The sequence below is a fragment of the Pseudomonas sp. P2S-1 genome (assembly GCF_057197725.1).
This window is the reverse complement of sequence record NZ_CM170068.1, coordinates 5,877,917-5,890,775: the sequence shown is the minus strand read 5'-3', so window position 1 is coordinate 5,890,775 and position 12,859 is coordinate 5,877,917. Positions and strand designations below refer to the sequence as shown.

Annotated in this window: 10 protein-coding genes; 9 read left to right on the top strand and 1 reads right to left on the bottom strand. The window is 65.7% G+C overall.

Features of this window, described 5'->3' with window-relative positions; genetic code table 11:
• The first annotated feature begins 33 nt into the window (after positions 1-33).
• From AC2CQI_RS26405 to AC2CQI_RS26370, 8 genes are all read left to right on the top strand, one after another.
• Positions 34-1,293, top strand: coding sequence for a NupC/NupG family nucleoside CNT transporter (locus AC2CQI_RS26405; RefSeq protein WP_484578351.1), 1,260 nt, complete (start codon positions 34-36; stop codon positions 1,291-1,293).
• A 32-nt stretch (positions 1,294-1,325) separates the two neighbouring features.
• Positions 1,326-2,102 carry a deoxyribose-phosphate aldolase gene (deoC, locus tag AC2CQI_RS26400; protein WP_484578350.1) on the top strand — a complete coding sequence of 259 codons (777 nt, stop codon included), beginning with the start codon at positions 1,326-1,328 and terminating at the stop codon, positions 2,100-2,102.
• Positions 2,102-3,424: a thymidine phosphorylase gene (deoA, locus tag AC2CQI_RS26395; protein ID WP_484578349.1), complete on the top strand. Its 1,323-nt coding sequence runs from the start codon at positions 2,102-2,104 to the stop codon at positions 3,422-3,424. Before deoC ends, deoA begins: the two co-directional genes overlap by 1 nt.
• A complete protein-coding gene (locus AC2CQI_RS26390; RefSeq protein WP_484578348.1) occupies positions 3,421-4,629 on the top strand; it encodes a phosphopentomutase in 1,209 nt (402 codons plus the stop codon). The genes deoA and AC2CQI_RS26390 overlap by 4 nt, the downstream gene beginning before the upstream one ends.
• A complete protein-coding gene (deoD, locus tag AC2CQI_RS26385) occupies positions 4,629-5,354 on the top strand; it encodes a purine-nucleoside phosphorylase (RefSeq protein ID WP_075804569.1) in 726 nt (241 codons plus the stop codon). The genes AC2CQI_RS26390 and deoD overlap by 1 nt, the downstream gene beginning before the upstream one ends.
• Positions 5,344-6,318 carry a S1/P1 nuclease gene (locus AC2CQI_RS26380; RefSeq protein ID WP_484578347.1) on the top strand — a complete coding sequence of 325 codons (975 nt, stop codon included), beginning with the start codon at positions 5,344-5,346 and terminating at the stop codon, positions 6,316-6,318. Before deoD ends, AC2CQI_RS26380 begins: the two co-directional genes overlap by 11 nt.
• Before the next feature lie 9 nt (positions 6,319-6,327).
• The gene (locus AC2CQI_RS26375; RefSeq protein ID WP_484578346.1) at positions 6,328-7,401 is read left to right on the top strand and encodes an endonuclease/exonuclease/phosphatase family protein; all 1,074 of its coding nucleotides are present in this window, start codon (positions 6,328-6,330) and stop codon (positions 7,399-7,401) included.
• 128 nt (positions 7,402-7,529) lie between these two features.
• Complete coding sequence (locus tag AC2CQI_RS26370; RefSeq protein WP_075804566.1) at positions 7,530-8,150, top strand: TetR/AcrR family transcriptional regulator; 621 nt, start codon at positions 7,530-7,532, stop codon at positions 8,148-8,150.
• A 113-nt stretch (positions 8,151-8,263) separates the two neighbouring features.
• Here AC2CQI_RS26370 and AC2CQI_RS26365 read toward each other — a convergent pair whose 3' ends face one another.
• Entirely contained in the window at positions 8,264-9,175 is a 912-nt protein-coding gene (locus tag AC2CQI_RS26365) for a LysR substrate-binding domain-containing protein (RefSeq protein ID WP_484578345.1), read from the bottom strand.
• 128 nt (positions 9,176-9,303) lie between these two features.
• Here AC2CQI_RS26365 and AC2CQI_RS26360 point away from each other — a divergent pair, with 128 nt between their 5' ends.
• Positions 9,304-12,822, top strand: a complete 3,519-nt coding sequence (locus AC2CQI_RS26360; protein WP_484578344.1) for an indolepyruvate ferredoxin oxidoreductase family protein — start codon at positions 9,304-9,306, stop codon at positions 12,820-12,822.
• The last annotated feature ends 37 nt before the right edge of the window (positions 12,823-12,859 follow it).

The window sequence follows — 12,859 nt, the reverse complement described above, 5'->3', positions numbered from 1 at the left end:
CGGGCCTGAGCGACTTTTTCCGGGGAATCATCGATGGGCTTCATCGGTATCGTGGTGTTGTTGCTGTTGGCGGTAGCGTTGTCGAGCAACCGCAAGGCCATTCGTTTGCGTACCGTCGGCGCGGCCTTCGCCGTGCAGGCCGGGCTGGGTGCCTTCGCCCTCTACGTGCCCTGGGGGCAAGCCACCCTGGCCGGGATTTCCGACTCGGTGGGCTCCTTGCAGGGCTACGCCAACCAGGGCATCGACTTCATCTTCGGCGGCCTGAGCAGCGCCAGGATGTTCGAGATGTTCGGCAATGGCGGCTTCGTCTTCGCCATCCGCGTGCTGCCGCTGATCGTGTTCTTCAGCAGCTTTATCGCGGTGCTTTACTACCTGGGGATCATGAACCTGGTGATCCGCGTGATCGGCGGCGGCCTGCAGCGCCTGCTCGGCACCAGCCGCACCGAGGCGATGTCGGCCACGGCGAATATCTTCGTCGGGCAGACCGAAGCGCCCATGGTCATCCGCCCCTTCGTCCGCCGCCTGACCCGCTCCGAGCTGTTCGCGGTGATGGCCGGCGGCATGGCCTCGGTGGCCGGTTCGGTGCTGATCGGCTATGCCAGCCTCGGCGTCGAACTCAAGTACCTGATCGCCGCCAGCTTCATGGCCGCCCCCGGCGGGCTGCTGATGGCCAAGCTGATGGAGCCGGAAACCGAAAAAACCCATGACGACCCCGACGACCTGCCGGACGAACCGGGCAGCAAGCCGGCCAACGTCATCGACGCGGCCGCACTCGGGGCTTCGGCCGGCCTGCACCTGGCACTCAACGTCGGCGCCATGCTGCTGACCTTCATCGCCCTGATCGCCCTGCTCAACGGCCTGCTGGGCTGGACCGGCAGCTGGTTCGGCTTCGGCCAACTGACCCTGCAAATGCTCCTCGGTTATCTGCTGGCTCCGCTAGCCTTCGTGTTGGGCGTGCCCTGGCACGAAGCAATCACGGCCGGCGGGCTGATCGGGGAAAAACTGGTGCTCAACGAATTCGTCGCCTATGTCGATTTCGCCAACCACCTGGAACCGGTGCAGGCGGCGGCCAAGGGCGTGACGGTCCTCTCGGCGCAGACCCAGGCGATCATCACCTTTGCCCTGTGCGGCTTCGCCAACCTCTCCTCGATTGGCATCCAGCTCGGCGGCCTGGGGCTGATGGCGCCGAACCGCCGGGCCGAAATCGCCCGCCTCGGGCTCAAGGCGGTGATCGCGGGCACGCTGTCCAACCTGATGAGCGCGGCACTCGCCGGGGTTTTCCTGGCGCTTTGAAACTGAATCCACTGAATTCGCGTGAACCCGATATGACAGACCAACAAGCAACACTCGCGCGCAAGCTGATTGCGCTGCTGGACCTGACGTCCCTGAATGACGATGACACCGACGGGCGCATCGTCGAGCTGTGCCAGCGGGCCATGACCGCCGCCGGCCCGACCGCCGCGGTGTGCGTCTATCCGCGCTTCGTCGCCCTGGCCCGACGCACCCTCGATGAGCTCGGCGGGCAGACCGTGGCGGTTGCCACCGTGACCAACTTCTCCGCCGGCACTGCGCCACTGGACGAGGTGCTGGAACAGACCCGCCAGGCCCTGGCCGACGGTGCCGACGAGATCGACGTGGTCTACCCCTACCGCGCCCTGCTGGCCGGCGATGCCGACAGCGGCTTCGCCCTGGTCCGTGCCTGCAAGGCCCTGTGCGCCGACCGCGCGCTGCTCAAGGTGATCCTGGAAACCGGCGAACTGGCCGACCCGGCCTTGATCCGCCAGGCCAGCCTGGATGCCATCGAGGCCGGTGCCGATTTCATCAAGACCAGCACCGGCAAGGTGGCGGTCAATGCCACCGCCGAGGCGGCGCGGATCATGCTCGAATGCATCGCCTCCAGCGGCATGAACGTCGGCCTGAAGCCGGCCGGCGGCATGAAGACCCTGGCCGATGCGCAGGTCTACCTGGAGCTGGCCGAACAGCTCAATGGCAGCCAGTGGATCTCCCCACGCCATCTGCGTCTCGGCGCCTCCAGCCTGCTCGGCGATCTGCTGGCGCATGCCGGCGTCGATAGCGCAAACGTTGGCGGAGGGTCGTACTGATGACCTGGCTCCCACAGGAAGTGATCCGCCGCAAGCGCGACGGCAAGGTGCTCGACGATGCGGATATCCGCCGCTTCGTCAGCGGCATCACCGACTTCAGCATCAGCGAGGGCCAGGCCGCCGCCTTTGCCATGGCCGTGCTGCTCAAGGGCATGACCGTCGATGAACGCATCGCCCTGGCCTCGGCCATGCGCGACTCCGGCCGAGTATTGAGCTGGAACCTGCCCGGCCCGGTGGTGGACAAGCATTCCACCGGCGGCATCGGCGACCTGGTCAGCCTGCCCCTGGCCCCGCTGCTGGCGGCCTGCGGCTGCTACGTGCCGATGATCTCCGGGCGCGGCCTCGGGCATACCGGCGGCACCCTCGACAAGCTCGACAGCATCCCCGGCTACGACAGCCAGCCGGACATGGCGAAACTGCGCGAAGTAGTCGCCAGCGTCGGCTGCGCCATCATCGGCCAGACCAACGACCTGGCCCCGGCAGACAAGCGCCTGTACGCGATCCGCGATGTCACCGGCACGGTGGAATCCATCGACCTGATCATCGCCTCGATCCTCAGCAAGAAGCTGGCGGCCGGGCTGGATGTGCTGCTGATCGACGTGAAGGTCGGCAACGGTGCGTTCATGGCCCAGGCCAGCGATGCGGCGGCGCTGGCGGAAAGCATCGTTGCGGTGGCTAACGGTGCCGGCGTGCGCACCCGTGCGCTGATCACCGATATGAGCCAGCCCCTGGCGCGCTCGGCGGGCAATGCCCTGGAAGTGGAAGAAGCCATCGCCCTGCTGCGCGGCGATGTGCGCAGCCAGCGTCTGTGGGACGTGACCCTGGCCCTGGCGGAACAGACCCTGCTCTGCGCCGGCCTGGCCAGCAGCGTCGAACTGGCCCGCGAACAACTGCTGCATGCCTGGCAGAGCGGTGCGGCCTTGCAGCGTTTTTCGCGGATGGTCGAGGCGCTGGGTGGCCCGGCGGATCTGGTGGAGCGTCCGAAGCGGTATCTGGCCGCAGCGCCGGTGGTGATTCCGGTCCCGGCGCCGCAGGCCGGCATCGTGCAAAGCATCGATACCCGCGCCATCGGCCTGGCCGTGGTCGGCCTGGGTGGCGGGCGCAGCAATCCGCAGGACCCGATCGACCCGTCGGTGGGCCTGAGCGAGCTGTGCTTCCCCGGCGAAGCGGTGGGTTCGAACAAGCCGCTGGCGCTGGTGCATGCCCGCAACCTGGAACAGGCCGAGCGTGCGGCCGCCGCCGTGCAGGCTGCCTACACCATCGCCACCCTTCCCTATGAAGCACCGGCGCTGATTTCCGGCCTGTGCCTGGAGCCGTCATGAAACGTGCGCTGCTGCTGGTCCTCGACTCCTTCGGCATTGGCGCCAGCGCCGATGCCGAACGCTTCGGCGATGCCGGGGCCAACACCCTGCTGCATATCGCCGAGGCCCGGGCCCACGAGGGCAAGCCGTTGCAGTTGCCCAACCTGGCGCGGCTCGGATTGGGTCATGCGGCAGCGCTCAGCGGCGGGGCCTTCCCGCCGGGTTTCAGTGCCGAAGCGGAAGTGGACGGTGCCTGGGGTTATGCCCGGGAGCTGTCCAGCGGCAAGGACACGCCGTCCGGTCATTGGGAAATGGCCGGGGTGCCGGTGCTGTTCGACTGGGGCTATTTCTCCGCGCTGGAACACAGCTTCCCGCCAGCCCTGCTCGATGCCCTGATCGAGCGCGGCCAGTTGCCGGGCATCCTCGGCAACTGCCATGCCTCGGGCACCACCATCATCGAGCAACTGGGCGAGGAACATCTGCGCAGCGGCAAGCCGATCGTCTACACCTCGGCCGACAGCGTGCTGCAGATCGCCGCCCATGAAACCCACTTCGGCCTCGACCGCCTGTACGCCCTGTGCGAGCTGGCCCGGGAGCTGTGCGATCCGTACAACATCGGCCGGGTCATCGCCCGGCCGTTCGTGGGCGAGGGCGCCGCGAGTTTCCGCCGCACCGGCAACCGCCACGACTACTCCGTGCCGCCACCGGCCCCGACCCTGCTCGAGCGCCTGTGCGAGGCCGGCGGGCAGGTGTTCGCCGTGGGCAAGATCGGCGACATCTTCGCCCACCAGGGCATCAGCCGGCTGTACAAGGGCGACGGCAACGACGCCCTGTTCGACGCCACCTTGCAGGCCCTGGACGAAGCCCCGGACAACACCCTGGTATTCAGCAACTTCGTCGACTTCGACATGCTCTACGGCCATCGCCGGGACATCGCCGGCTATGCCGCCGCCCTCGAAGCCTTCGACGGCCGCCTGCCCGAGCTACTGGCACGTATGCAGGCGGGCGACCTGCTGATCCTCGCCGCCGACCACGGCTGCGACCCCAGCGCCGCCGGCAGCGACCACACCCGTGAACATATCCCGGTCCTCGCCTGGGGCAACGGCGTGCGCGCCGGCAGCCTTGGCGAGCGGGACAGCTTCGCCGATATCGGCCAGACCCTGGCGCAGTTCTTCGCCCTGCCCGCCTGTACCCATGGCCGTTCGTTCCTGGAAGGAGACGCCTGATGCCTACGCCCCATATCGCCGCCCAGCCGGGCGATTTCGCTGAAACGGTACTGATGCCCGGTGATCCGCTGCGCGCGAAAATGATCGCCGACACCTACCTGAGCGATGTCCGTCAGGTCAACGGCATCCGCAACATGCTCGGCTACACCGGCCTCTACCGCGACCAGCGCATCTCGGTGATGGGCTCGGGCATGGGCATCCCCTCGGTGTCGATCTACGCCCACGAGCTGTTCAGCCAGTACGGTGTCGAGCGCATCGTCCGGGTCGGCAGTTGCGGTGCGGTGCAGGCGCGGATCGGCGTGCGCGACCTGGTGCTCGGCATGGGTGCCAGCACCGATTCGGCGGTGAACCGCAAGCGCCTCAACGGCTTCGACTTCGCCGCCATCGCCGACTACCGCCTGCTGGAAAAGGTCGTGCGCGCCGCCGATGCCGCAGGCCAGGCGGTACACGTGGGCAATGTCTTTTCCGCCGACCTGTTCTACGAGCCTGATCCCACGCTGTTCGAGCGCATGACCCGCATGGGCATCCTCGCCGTGGAAATGGAGGCTGCCGGCCTTTACGGCGTGGCCGCCGAACTGGGCAAGCAGGCGCTGACGGTGCTCACCGTCAGCGACCACATCCTCACCGGCGAAGCCCTGACGGCCGAACAACGGCAACTGGACTTCCACGCCATGATGCAACTGACCCTCGATGCCCTCCATGGAGAACCTGCAAGTGACTGTTAGCAAATCCCTACGCAATGGCCTGGTGCTCGTCGCCGGTCTGTGGGCTGGCCAGGTGTTCGCCTGGGGCCAGCAAGGCACCGCCCTGGTCGGTGAACTGACCCAGCGCCAACTGACCCCGGAAGCCAAGGCCGAAGCCATGCGTCTTCTCGGCCTGATCAAGCAGGACGACTTCGCCGTGGTCGCCAACTGGGCCGGCAACCTGGACAAGAATCCGCAGACCAAGGAGCTGTGGGAGAAGACCAGGAACCAGCGCCTGGTGATCTACAAGGCCGACGACTGCACCTTCCAGTTGCCCCGCGACTGCCCCGGTGGCGCCTGCTCGGTGGCGGCCATCGAGCAGAACAGCAAGGCCCTCGCTGACCCCAAGGCACCCAACCAGACCCGCCTGATGGCCCTGCTGTTTCTGATCCACCACAGCAGCGACGCCAGCTCGCCGCTGAACAACAGCTTCAAGGACGACAAGGGCGGCTACGACTTCCCGGTCACTGCCGGCGGCAAGGCCTACAACCTGCGCCAGGTGTGGGATGACTTCCTGCTCGGCTCGGCCAGGCTCGATGTAAAAGCCTACGCCGACAAGCTGCAGGCCAGCCTGCCCGCCGCCGACTCCGCCGACCCGGCGCAATGGTCGCAACAGGCTTGCCGCATCGTGCGTGACGACAGCATCTACCCGCAGAAGGCCGAGAAAAAGCGCAAGTTGCCGACCCACCGCGCCCAGGGCGACGACGAGGATGACGGCGGTATCGACTATGCGGCCAAGGCCATCGAGTACAACCGCACCGGCAAGGAATACAGCCGTGGCGACAAGCTGATGAACGAGAAGGCCCCGAGCGGGGGCAGTGGCGGGATCGACGCCAAGTACATGAGCACCTTCGTGCCGGTGGCCGAGCAGCAGGTGCAACTGGCTTCGGTGCGCCTGGCCAAACTGCTGAATGCGGCGCTGGTCGCCGGTCGTCCTGCCTCCTGAGACCCTGTCATGACCCGACTTCAACTGCCCCTGCTGCTCGCCCTGGGCCTGGCCGGCTGCGCCTCCACGCCGGCTCCCGAGCAGCGTGTTTCACTGATGACCTACAACGTCGAGAACCTCTTCGACACCCGGCATGACGAGGGCAAGGAGGACTACGCCTACCTGCCCCTGAGCCTGAAGCAGGCGCATCCGGAATGGCTGGCGACCTGCGCGAAGATCACGGTCAAGCCCTGGCGCGAGGAGTGCGAGAACAACGACTGGACCGACGCCCGGCTCAAGGAAAAACTCACCCGCCTGGCCTCGGTGATCGAGCAGGTCGATGCCGGTCGCGGGCCGGACATCCTGATGCTGGATGAAGTGGAAAACCGCAATGTGGTGGAGCAGCTCAACAGCCGCCTCGACAAGTCTGGCTACCAGACCCGGGTGCTGCTGGAAGGCTGGGACGAGCGCGGCATCGACACGGCGGTACTCAGCCGCCTGCCGCAATGGGGCGAGCCGATCCTGCATCGCGTGCCGTACAAAAACGAGAACGGTGACGACTCGGACAAGACCGGCAAGACCCGCGGCATCCTCGAAGTGCGCCTGCTCCTGCCGGACGGGCAGAAGGCCTCGGTGTTCGCCGTGCACCTGCCTTCCGGTGGCGGGCCGGGTTATCTGCGGCGCCAGGCGGTGGACTATCTGGCCGAGCTGAAAAAGCAGTTGCCGGCGGATGTACTGCCGATCGTCGGCGGCGATTTCAATATCAATGCCGCTGAAGAGGTGAAGCACCGCTACATCGCCGACAACCTCGCCAGCACCTGGAGCGTGTCGCACCTGATCGGCTGTGGCAAGTGCCAGGGCAGCTACTACTATCACCGCGAGCGGCAGTGGTCGTTCTTCGACATCCTGCTGTTCCCCCAGGAAATGAGCGGCAACGGCTTCAATGGCTGGAAGGTCGACAGTGCAAGTATTCGCACGCCGAAGGCGAGCCCGTACCAGGTCAACAAATGGGGTTCGCCGGCGCGTTTCGAAGGCGGTAAATACCCGGAGGGCGTGTCCGACCACTGGCCGATGTACGCGGAAATCTATCGACGTGCGCCTTGAGGGATGACTACGCTCAAGACCGGTCGTGCCTGATAGCGACATGATGGCCAATACGCGCCAAGGGATGTGGCGCCTGTCCATTGATCGAGCGTCTGAAACTGAACTATTTACCCCTGGTCGGGAATGGAATGAGTAACCACAAGATCAACATTCGTCGCAAGAACGTCGAAAAAATCCTCCTGGCTGCCGAGCAGGTCTTCGCCGAGCAGGGGCATGCGGGCACGTCCATGTCCGACATCGCCAAGCGCGCCGACCTGCCGCGTTCCAACCTGCACTACTACTTCACCACCAAGGACGAGTTGTACCGCGAGGTGCTGGTCAACCTGCTCAGCGTCTGGGAGAAGGAAGGCGCGTGCTTTGCCCACTTCGATGACCCGCGGGTGGTGCTGACCAGCTACGTGCGCGAAAAGATGACCCACTCGCGCACCCGGCCCCATGGTTCGAAGTTGTGGGCCAACGAGATCATGCATGGTGCGCCGTTGTTCCGCGACATTCTCGATGAGCACCTGTTTGCCGGGGCCAAGTACAAGGAAAACAAGATCCGCCAATGGGTGGAGGAAAAGCGCATCAAGCCGATCGAACCGTCGGCCCTGCTGTACATGATCTGGGCCTCGACCCAGCACTATGCGGATTTCGATTACCAGGTACGGGCGTTGAACGGGCATCAACCGTTGAGTGATGAGCAGTTCGAGCAGGCGGTGCAGACGATTACGGCGGTGGTGTTGCGGGGGATTGGGTTGGAGCCCTGAGAGGATGGGTTGTTCTCTCGGGCCCTATCGCTGGCAAGCCAGCTCCCACAGTGTCCGTGGCGCTGCCGAACCCTGTGGGAGCTGGCTTGCCAGCGATGAGGCCCGAAAGCCCACTACACATGCGTCGCCGAAATCAGAAACTGCTGAAACGCCCGCGCCGCCTCCGGCATCTCCCGCTGCCCCTGCCAGATCAACCCCAGCTCCATCGGCGGCACGTTCCCCGCCACCGGCCGCGCCTCGATGCGCTTGCCCTCCAGCGACCAGGGCCGGTAGATCATGTCCGAGAGAATGGTCACCCCGAACCCATGGGCCACCAGCCCGCGCAACGCCTCCACCGAGGTCGTGCGAAACGCCACCCGCGGCTCCAGCCCCGCCGCCTGCCAATAGCGCATCGCCGAACGCTCCCCCTCGTCCATCGTCGCGATCAGGTACGCATGCCCGGCGATATCCGCCAGGGTCACGCTCTCCAGCGCCATCAGCGGGTGATCACTGGCCAGCCATAACTGCCGCCGCGAGCGCATCAGCACATGCCGCTCGAACGGCTGCGCCGCATCGACGTTGGACAGGATGGTCAGCCCCAAATCCAGCTCGCCACTGGCCACCCCGCGCTCGATCCCCTGCCGGTCCATGTCGATCAGGTCGATCTCCACCTGCGGGTAACTGCGCTTGAAGCGCGCCAGCAAAGTCGGAAGGAAATACCCCAGCACGGTGTACGACGCCCCGACCCGCGCCGTGCCCGCCAGGCTGTCGCGCTGGAACAGCGGCTGGGCCACGGCGTCCTGCAGGGTGTCGAGGATGTGCCGGGCATGCTGGTAGAACTTGTGCCCTTCGGCCGTGAGGCTCACCCCATGGGGCAGGCGCTCGAACAGGCGCACGCCAAGCATGTCCTCCAGCTGGCTGACCGCCGCGGTGATCGCCGACTGCGACACATGCACGGTCAGCGCCGCCTGGGAAAACTGGCCCAACTCCGCCGCCGCGACAAAGTAGCGGAGCTGGCGCATGGAGATATCGTTGCGAGTGGACATTTGTTTTTCTGATACCTGTTCGCATTTTTTATGAATTTACGATAACCCGGCCGCCTTCATAGACTCCAGCGCAAATCAGCGCACCGCCTCCACGGTCGCCTGAACAACAAGAAACTGGAGGATTGGCCATGAGTACCGTGCTTCCCACGCTGGACGACAAATACACCCAGGCAACCGGCAAGGTGCTGATGACCGGCGTCCAGGCGCTGGTGCGGCTGCCGCTGATGCAGCGCCAGCGCGACCTTGCCGCCGGCCTGAACACCGCCGGCTTCATTTCCGGCTACCGCGGCTCGCCCCTCGGCGGCTTCGACCAGGCGCTGTGGAAAGCCCGCGAGCATCTGCAGACGCAGAAGGTGAAATTCCATCCCGGCCTCAACGAGGACCTCGCCGCCACCTCGCTGTGGGGCACCCAACAGGTGAACCTGTTCGAGGGCGCCAGCTACGACGGCGTGTTCGGCATCTGGTACGGCAAGGGCCCGGGCGTGGACCGCTGCGGCGATGTGTTCCGCCATGCCAATGCCGCCGGCACCTCGCAGTTCGGCGGCGTGCTGGCGATTGCCGGCGACGACCATGGCGCCCGCTCCTCCTCCCTGCCACACCAGACCGAACACATCTTCAAGGCGGTGATGATGCCGGTGCTGGCACCGTCCGGCGTGCAGGAATACCTCGACTACGGCCTGCACGGCTTTGCCATGTCGCGCTATTCCGGCTGCTGGGTGGCGATGAAGGCGGTGGCCGATACCGTGGAAAGCGGCGCCGTGGTGGATATCGACCTGAACCGGGTGCAGCCGCTGATCCCCGACTTCCCGCTGCCCGAAGGCGGCCTGAATATCCGCTGGCCCGACCCGCCCCTGGCCCAGGAACAACGCCTGCTGGAACACAAGCTCTACGCAGCCGCCGCTTATGCCCGGGCCAATGGCCTGGACCGTATCGTCATGGATTCGCCCAAGGCGCGGATCGGCATCGTCACCTCGGGCAAGTCCTACCTGGACGTGTGCCAGGCCCTGAAGATCCTCGGCATCGACGACACCCGTGCCGCGCAGATCGGTTTGCGGGTGTACAAGGTCGGCATGGTCTGGCCGCTGGATGCCGAGGGCGTGCGCCAGTTCGCCGAGGGCCTGGACGAGATCGTGGTGGTGGAAGAGAAGCGCCATATGCTCGAGTACCAGCTCAAGGAAGAGCTGTACAACTGGCGCGCGGACGTGCGCCCGCGCATCGTCGGCAAGTTCGACGACAAGGGCGAATGGACCCGGCCGCACACCGACTGGCTGCTACCGGCCACCAGCGACCTGACCCCGGCACAGATCGCCCGGGCCCTGGCCAAGCGCATCCTCGGCCATCACCAGAGCGGTGAGTTGCAGGTATGCCTGGCGGTGCTGGACGCCCAGCTTTCGGCCCAGCAACGCTTCGACACCCTGATGGACCGCGTGCCGCACTACTGCTCCGGCTGCCCGCACAACAGCTCGACCCAGGTTCCGGAAGGCAGCCGCGCGCTGGCCGGGATCGGCTGCCACTACATGGCGGCGTGGATCTACCCGCAGACCAAGACCTTCAGCCAGATGGGCGGCGAAGGCGTGGCCTGGATCGGCCAGGCGCCGTTCACCGAAACGCCCCACGTGTTCGCCAACCTCGGCGACGGCACCTACTTCCACTCCGGGCTGCTGGCAATCCGCGCGTCGGTCGCGGCCAAGGTCAACATCACCTACAAGATCCTCTACAACGACGCCGTGGCCATGACCGGCGGGCAGCCGGTGGACGGCACCCTGACGGTGCCGCAGATCTCCCGACAACTGGCTGCCGAAGGGGTCGGACGCATTGTCGTGGTCACCGACGACACCACGCGCTATGCGCAGATCACCGACCTCGCGGCCGGCGTACCGGTACTGCGTCGCGACAGAATGGACGATGTACAGAAGGAGCTTCGCGAGTTCGCCGGCGTCTCGGCGATCATCTACGACCAGACCTGCGCCGCGGAGAAACGCCGCCGTCGCAAGCGCGGCAAGTTCCCCGACCCGGCCCGCCGGGTGCTGATCAACGAAGCGGTGTGCGAGGGCTGTGGCGATTGCAGCAGCAAGTCCAACTGCATGTCGGTAACCAGCGTCGAGACCGAGTTCGGCAACAAGCGCGCCATCGACCAGTCCTCGTGCAACAAGGACTTCACCTGCCTCAACGGCTTCTGCCCGAGCTTCGTCACCGTTGAGGGCGGCAGCCTGCGCAAGCCCAAGGCACTGGCGCAGAATGATGATTGGGCTCTGCCGACGCCGACGCTGGCCAGCCTGGAGCAACCGTGCAGCATCCTGATCACCGGGGTCGGCGGTACCGGCGTGGTGACCATCGGCGCGCTGCTGGGCATGGCCGCTTTCATCGAGGGCAAAGGCACGCTCAATCTGGACATGGCCGGGATGGCGCAGAAAGGCGGCGCCGTGTGGTCGCATATCCGTATCGCCCGGCGCCAGGAAGAGCTGCATGCACCGCGGATTGCCGAGGGCGAAGCCAACCTGCTGCTGGGTTGCGACCTGGTGGTCAGCGCCAATGCCGAGACCCTGTCGAAGCTGCGCCAGGGCGTGACCCATGCCCTGGTCAACAGCGAGGAAAGCCTGACCAGCGCCTTCGTGCGCAACTTCGCCCGGCAGGCGGAAACCGGAGATCTGCAGCGGCATCCGGATACGCAGTTCCCGACCGCCGGAATGAACGGGCAGATCCGCGAGGCGGTGGGCGAAGGCCAGGCCGAGTTCATCGATGCCAGTCGTTTGGCGACGGCGTTGATGGGGGATTCGATCGCGACCAACACCTTCATGCTCGGCTTCGCCTGCCAGAAAGGCTGGCTGCCGGTAGGCGAGGCAGCGCTGTTGCAGGCCATCGAGATCAATGGCGCGGCGGTGCCGTTCAACAAGGCGGCGTTTCTCTGGGGCCGAAGAGCGGCGGTGGATCTGGCGCGGGTCCGGCAGTTGCTGCGCAAGGCGACCGGGCCGGCGTTGTCGCAGAGCCTCGACCAGGTGGTAGCGCGGCGGGTGGAGCAGCTTGTCGAGTATCAGGATGCGGCTTTTGCGCAACGCTACAAGGCACGGGTGGAGCGCTTTATCGCTGCCGAGACAAAGCTGCGTGGTGCTCCCGGTTCATTGTCCGAGGCGGTGGCGCGGCATTACTTCAAGGTGCTGGCGATCAAGGATGAGTACGAGGTGGCACGGTTGTTTACCCAGGGCGATTTCCTGAAGAAGGTCGAGGAGACGTTCGAGGGCGATTACCGGCTCAACTTCCACCTGGCGCCACCGGTGTTCAACAAGGGCAAGAAGGCCAGTTACGGGCCGTGGATGATGAAGGGCTTCAAGGTGCTGGCGAAGGTGCGGCGGATCCGCAATACCTGGCTCGATCCGTTTGCCCGGACCCACGAGCGCAAGGTCGAGCTGGAATGGCTGCGCGCTTACGAGGCACTGCTGGATGAAGTGGAGCACGGGCTGCGGGCGGACAATCTGGAACTGGCGGTGGAGCTCGCGCGGTTGCCGGATGCGGTGCGGGGGTATGGGCCGGTGAAGGACCGCTACCTGGGGAATGCGGGGCAGGAGAAGGAGCGGTTGCTGGATGAATGGCGTAATGGGCCGCGGTTTCATGAGGTCGGTGCGCAGAGGATTCAGGTGACTCAGGTCTGAAGCTGCTGTGTTGCTAATGGCCTCATCGCTGGCAAGC

Excerpts from the sequence above, each read along its gene's own strand:
- AC2CQI_RS26365 (WP_484578345.1), bottom strand. The coding sequence starts at position 9,175 with ATGTCCACTCGCAACGATATCTCCATGCGCCAGCTCCGCTACTTTGTC.
- AC2CQI_RS26405 (WP_484578351.1), top strand. The coding sequence starts at position 34 with ATGGGCTTCATCGGTATCGTGGTGTTGTTGCTGTTGGCGGTAGCGTTG.
- AC2CQI_RS26390 (WP_484578348.1), top strand. The coding sequence starts at position 3,421 with ATGAAACGTGCGCTGCTGCTGGTCCTCGACTCCTTCGGCATTGGCGCC.
- AC2CQI_RS26370 (WP_075804566.1), top strand. The coding sequence starts at position 7,530 with ATGAGTAACCACAAGATCAACATTCGTCGCAAGAACGTCGAAAAAATC.
- deoC (WP_484578350.1), top strand. The coding sequence starts at position 1,326 with ATGACAGACCAACAAGCAACACTCGCGCGCAAGCTGATTGCGCTGCTG.
- AC2CQI_RS26360 (WP_484578344.1), top strand. The coding sequence starts at position 9,304 with ATGAGTACCGTGCTTCCCACGCTGGACGACAAATACACCCAGGCAACC.
- deoA (WP_484578349.1), top strand. The coding sequence starts at position 2,102 with ATGACCTGGCTCCCACAGGAAGTGATCCGCCGCAAGCGCGACGGCAAG.
- AC2CQI_RS26375 (WP_484578346.1), top strand. The coding sequence starts at position 6,328 with ATGACCCGACTTCAACTGCCCCTGCTGCTCGCCCTGGGCCTGGCCGGC.
- deoD (WP_075804569.1), top strand. The coding sequence starts at position 4,629 with ATGCCTACGCCCCATATCGCCGCCCAGCCGGGCGATTTCGCTGAAACG.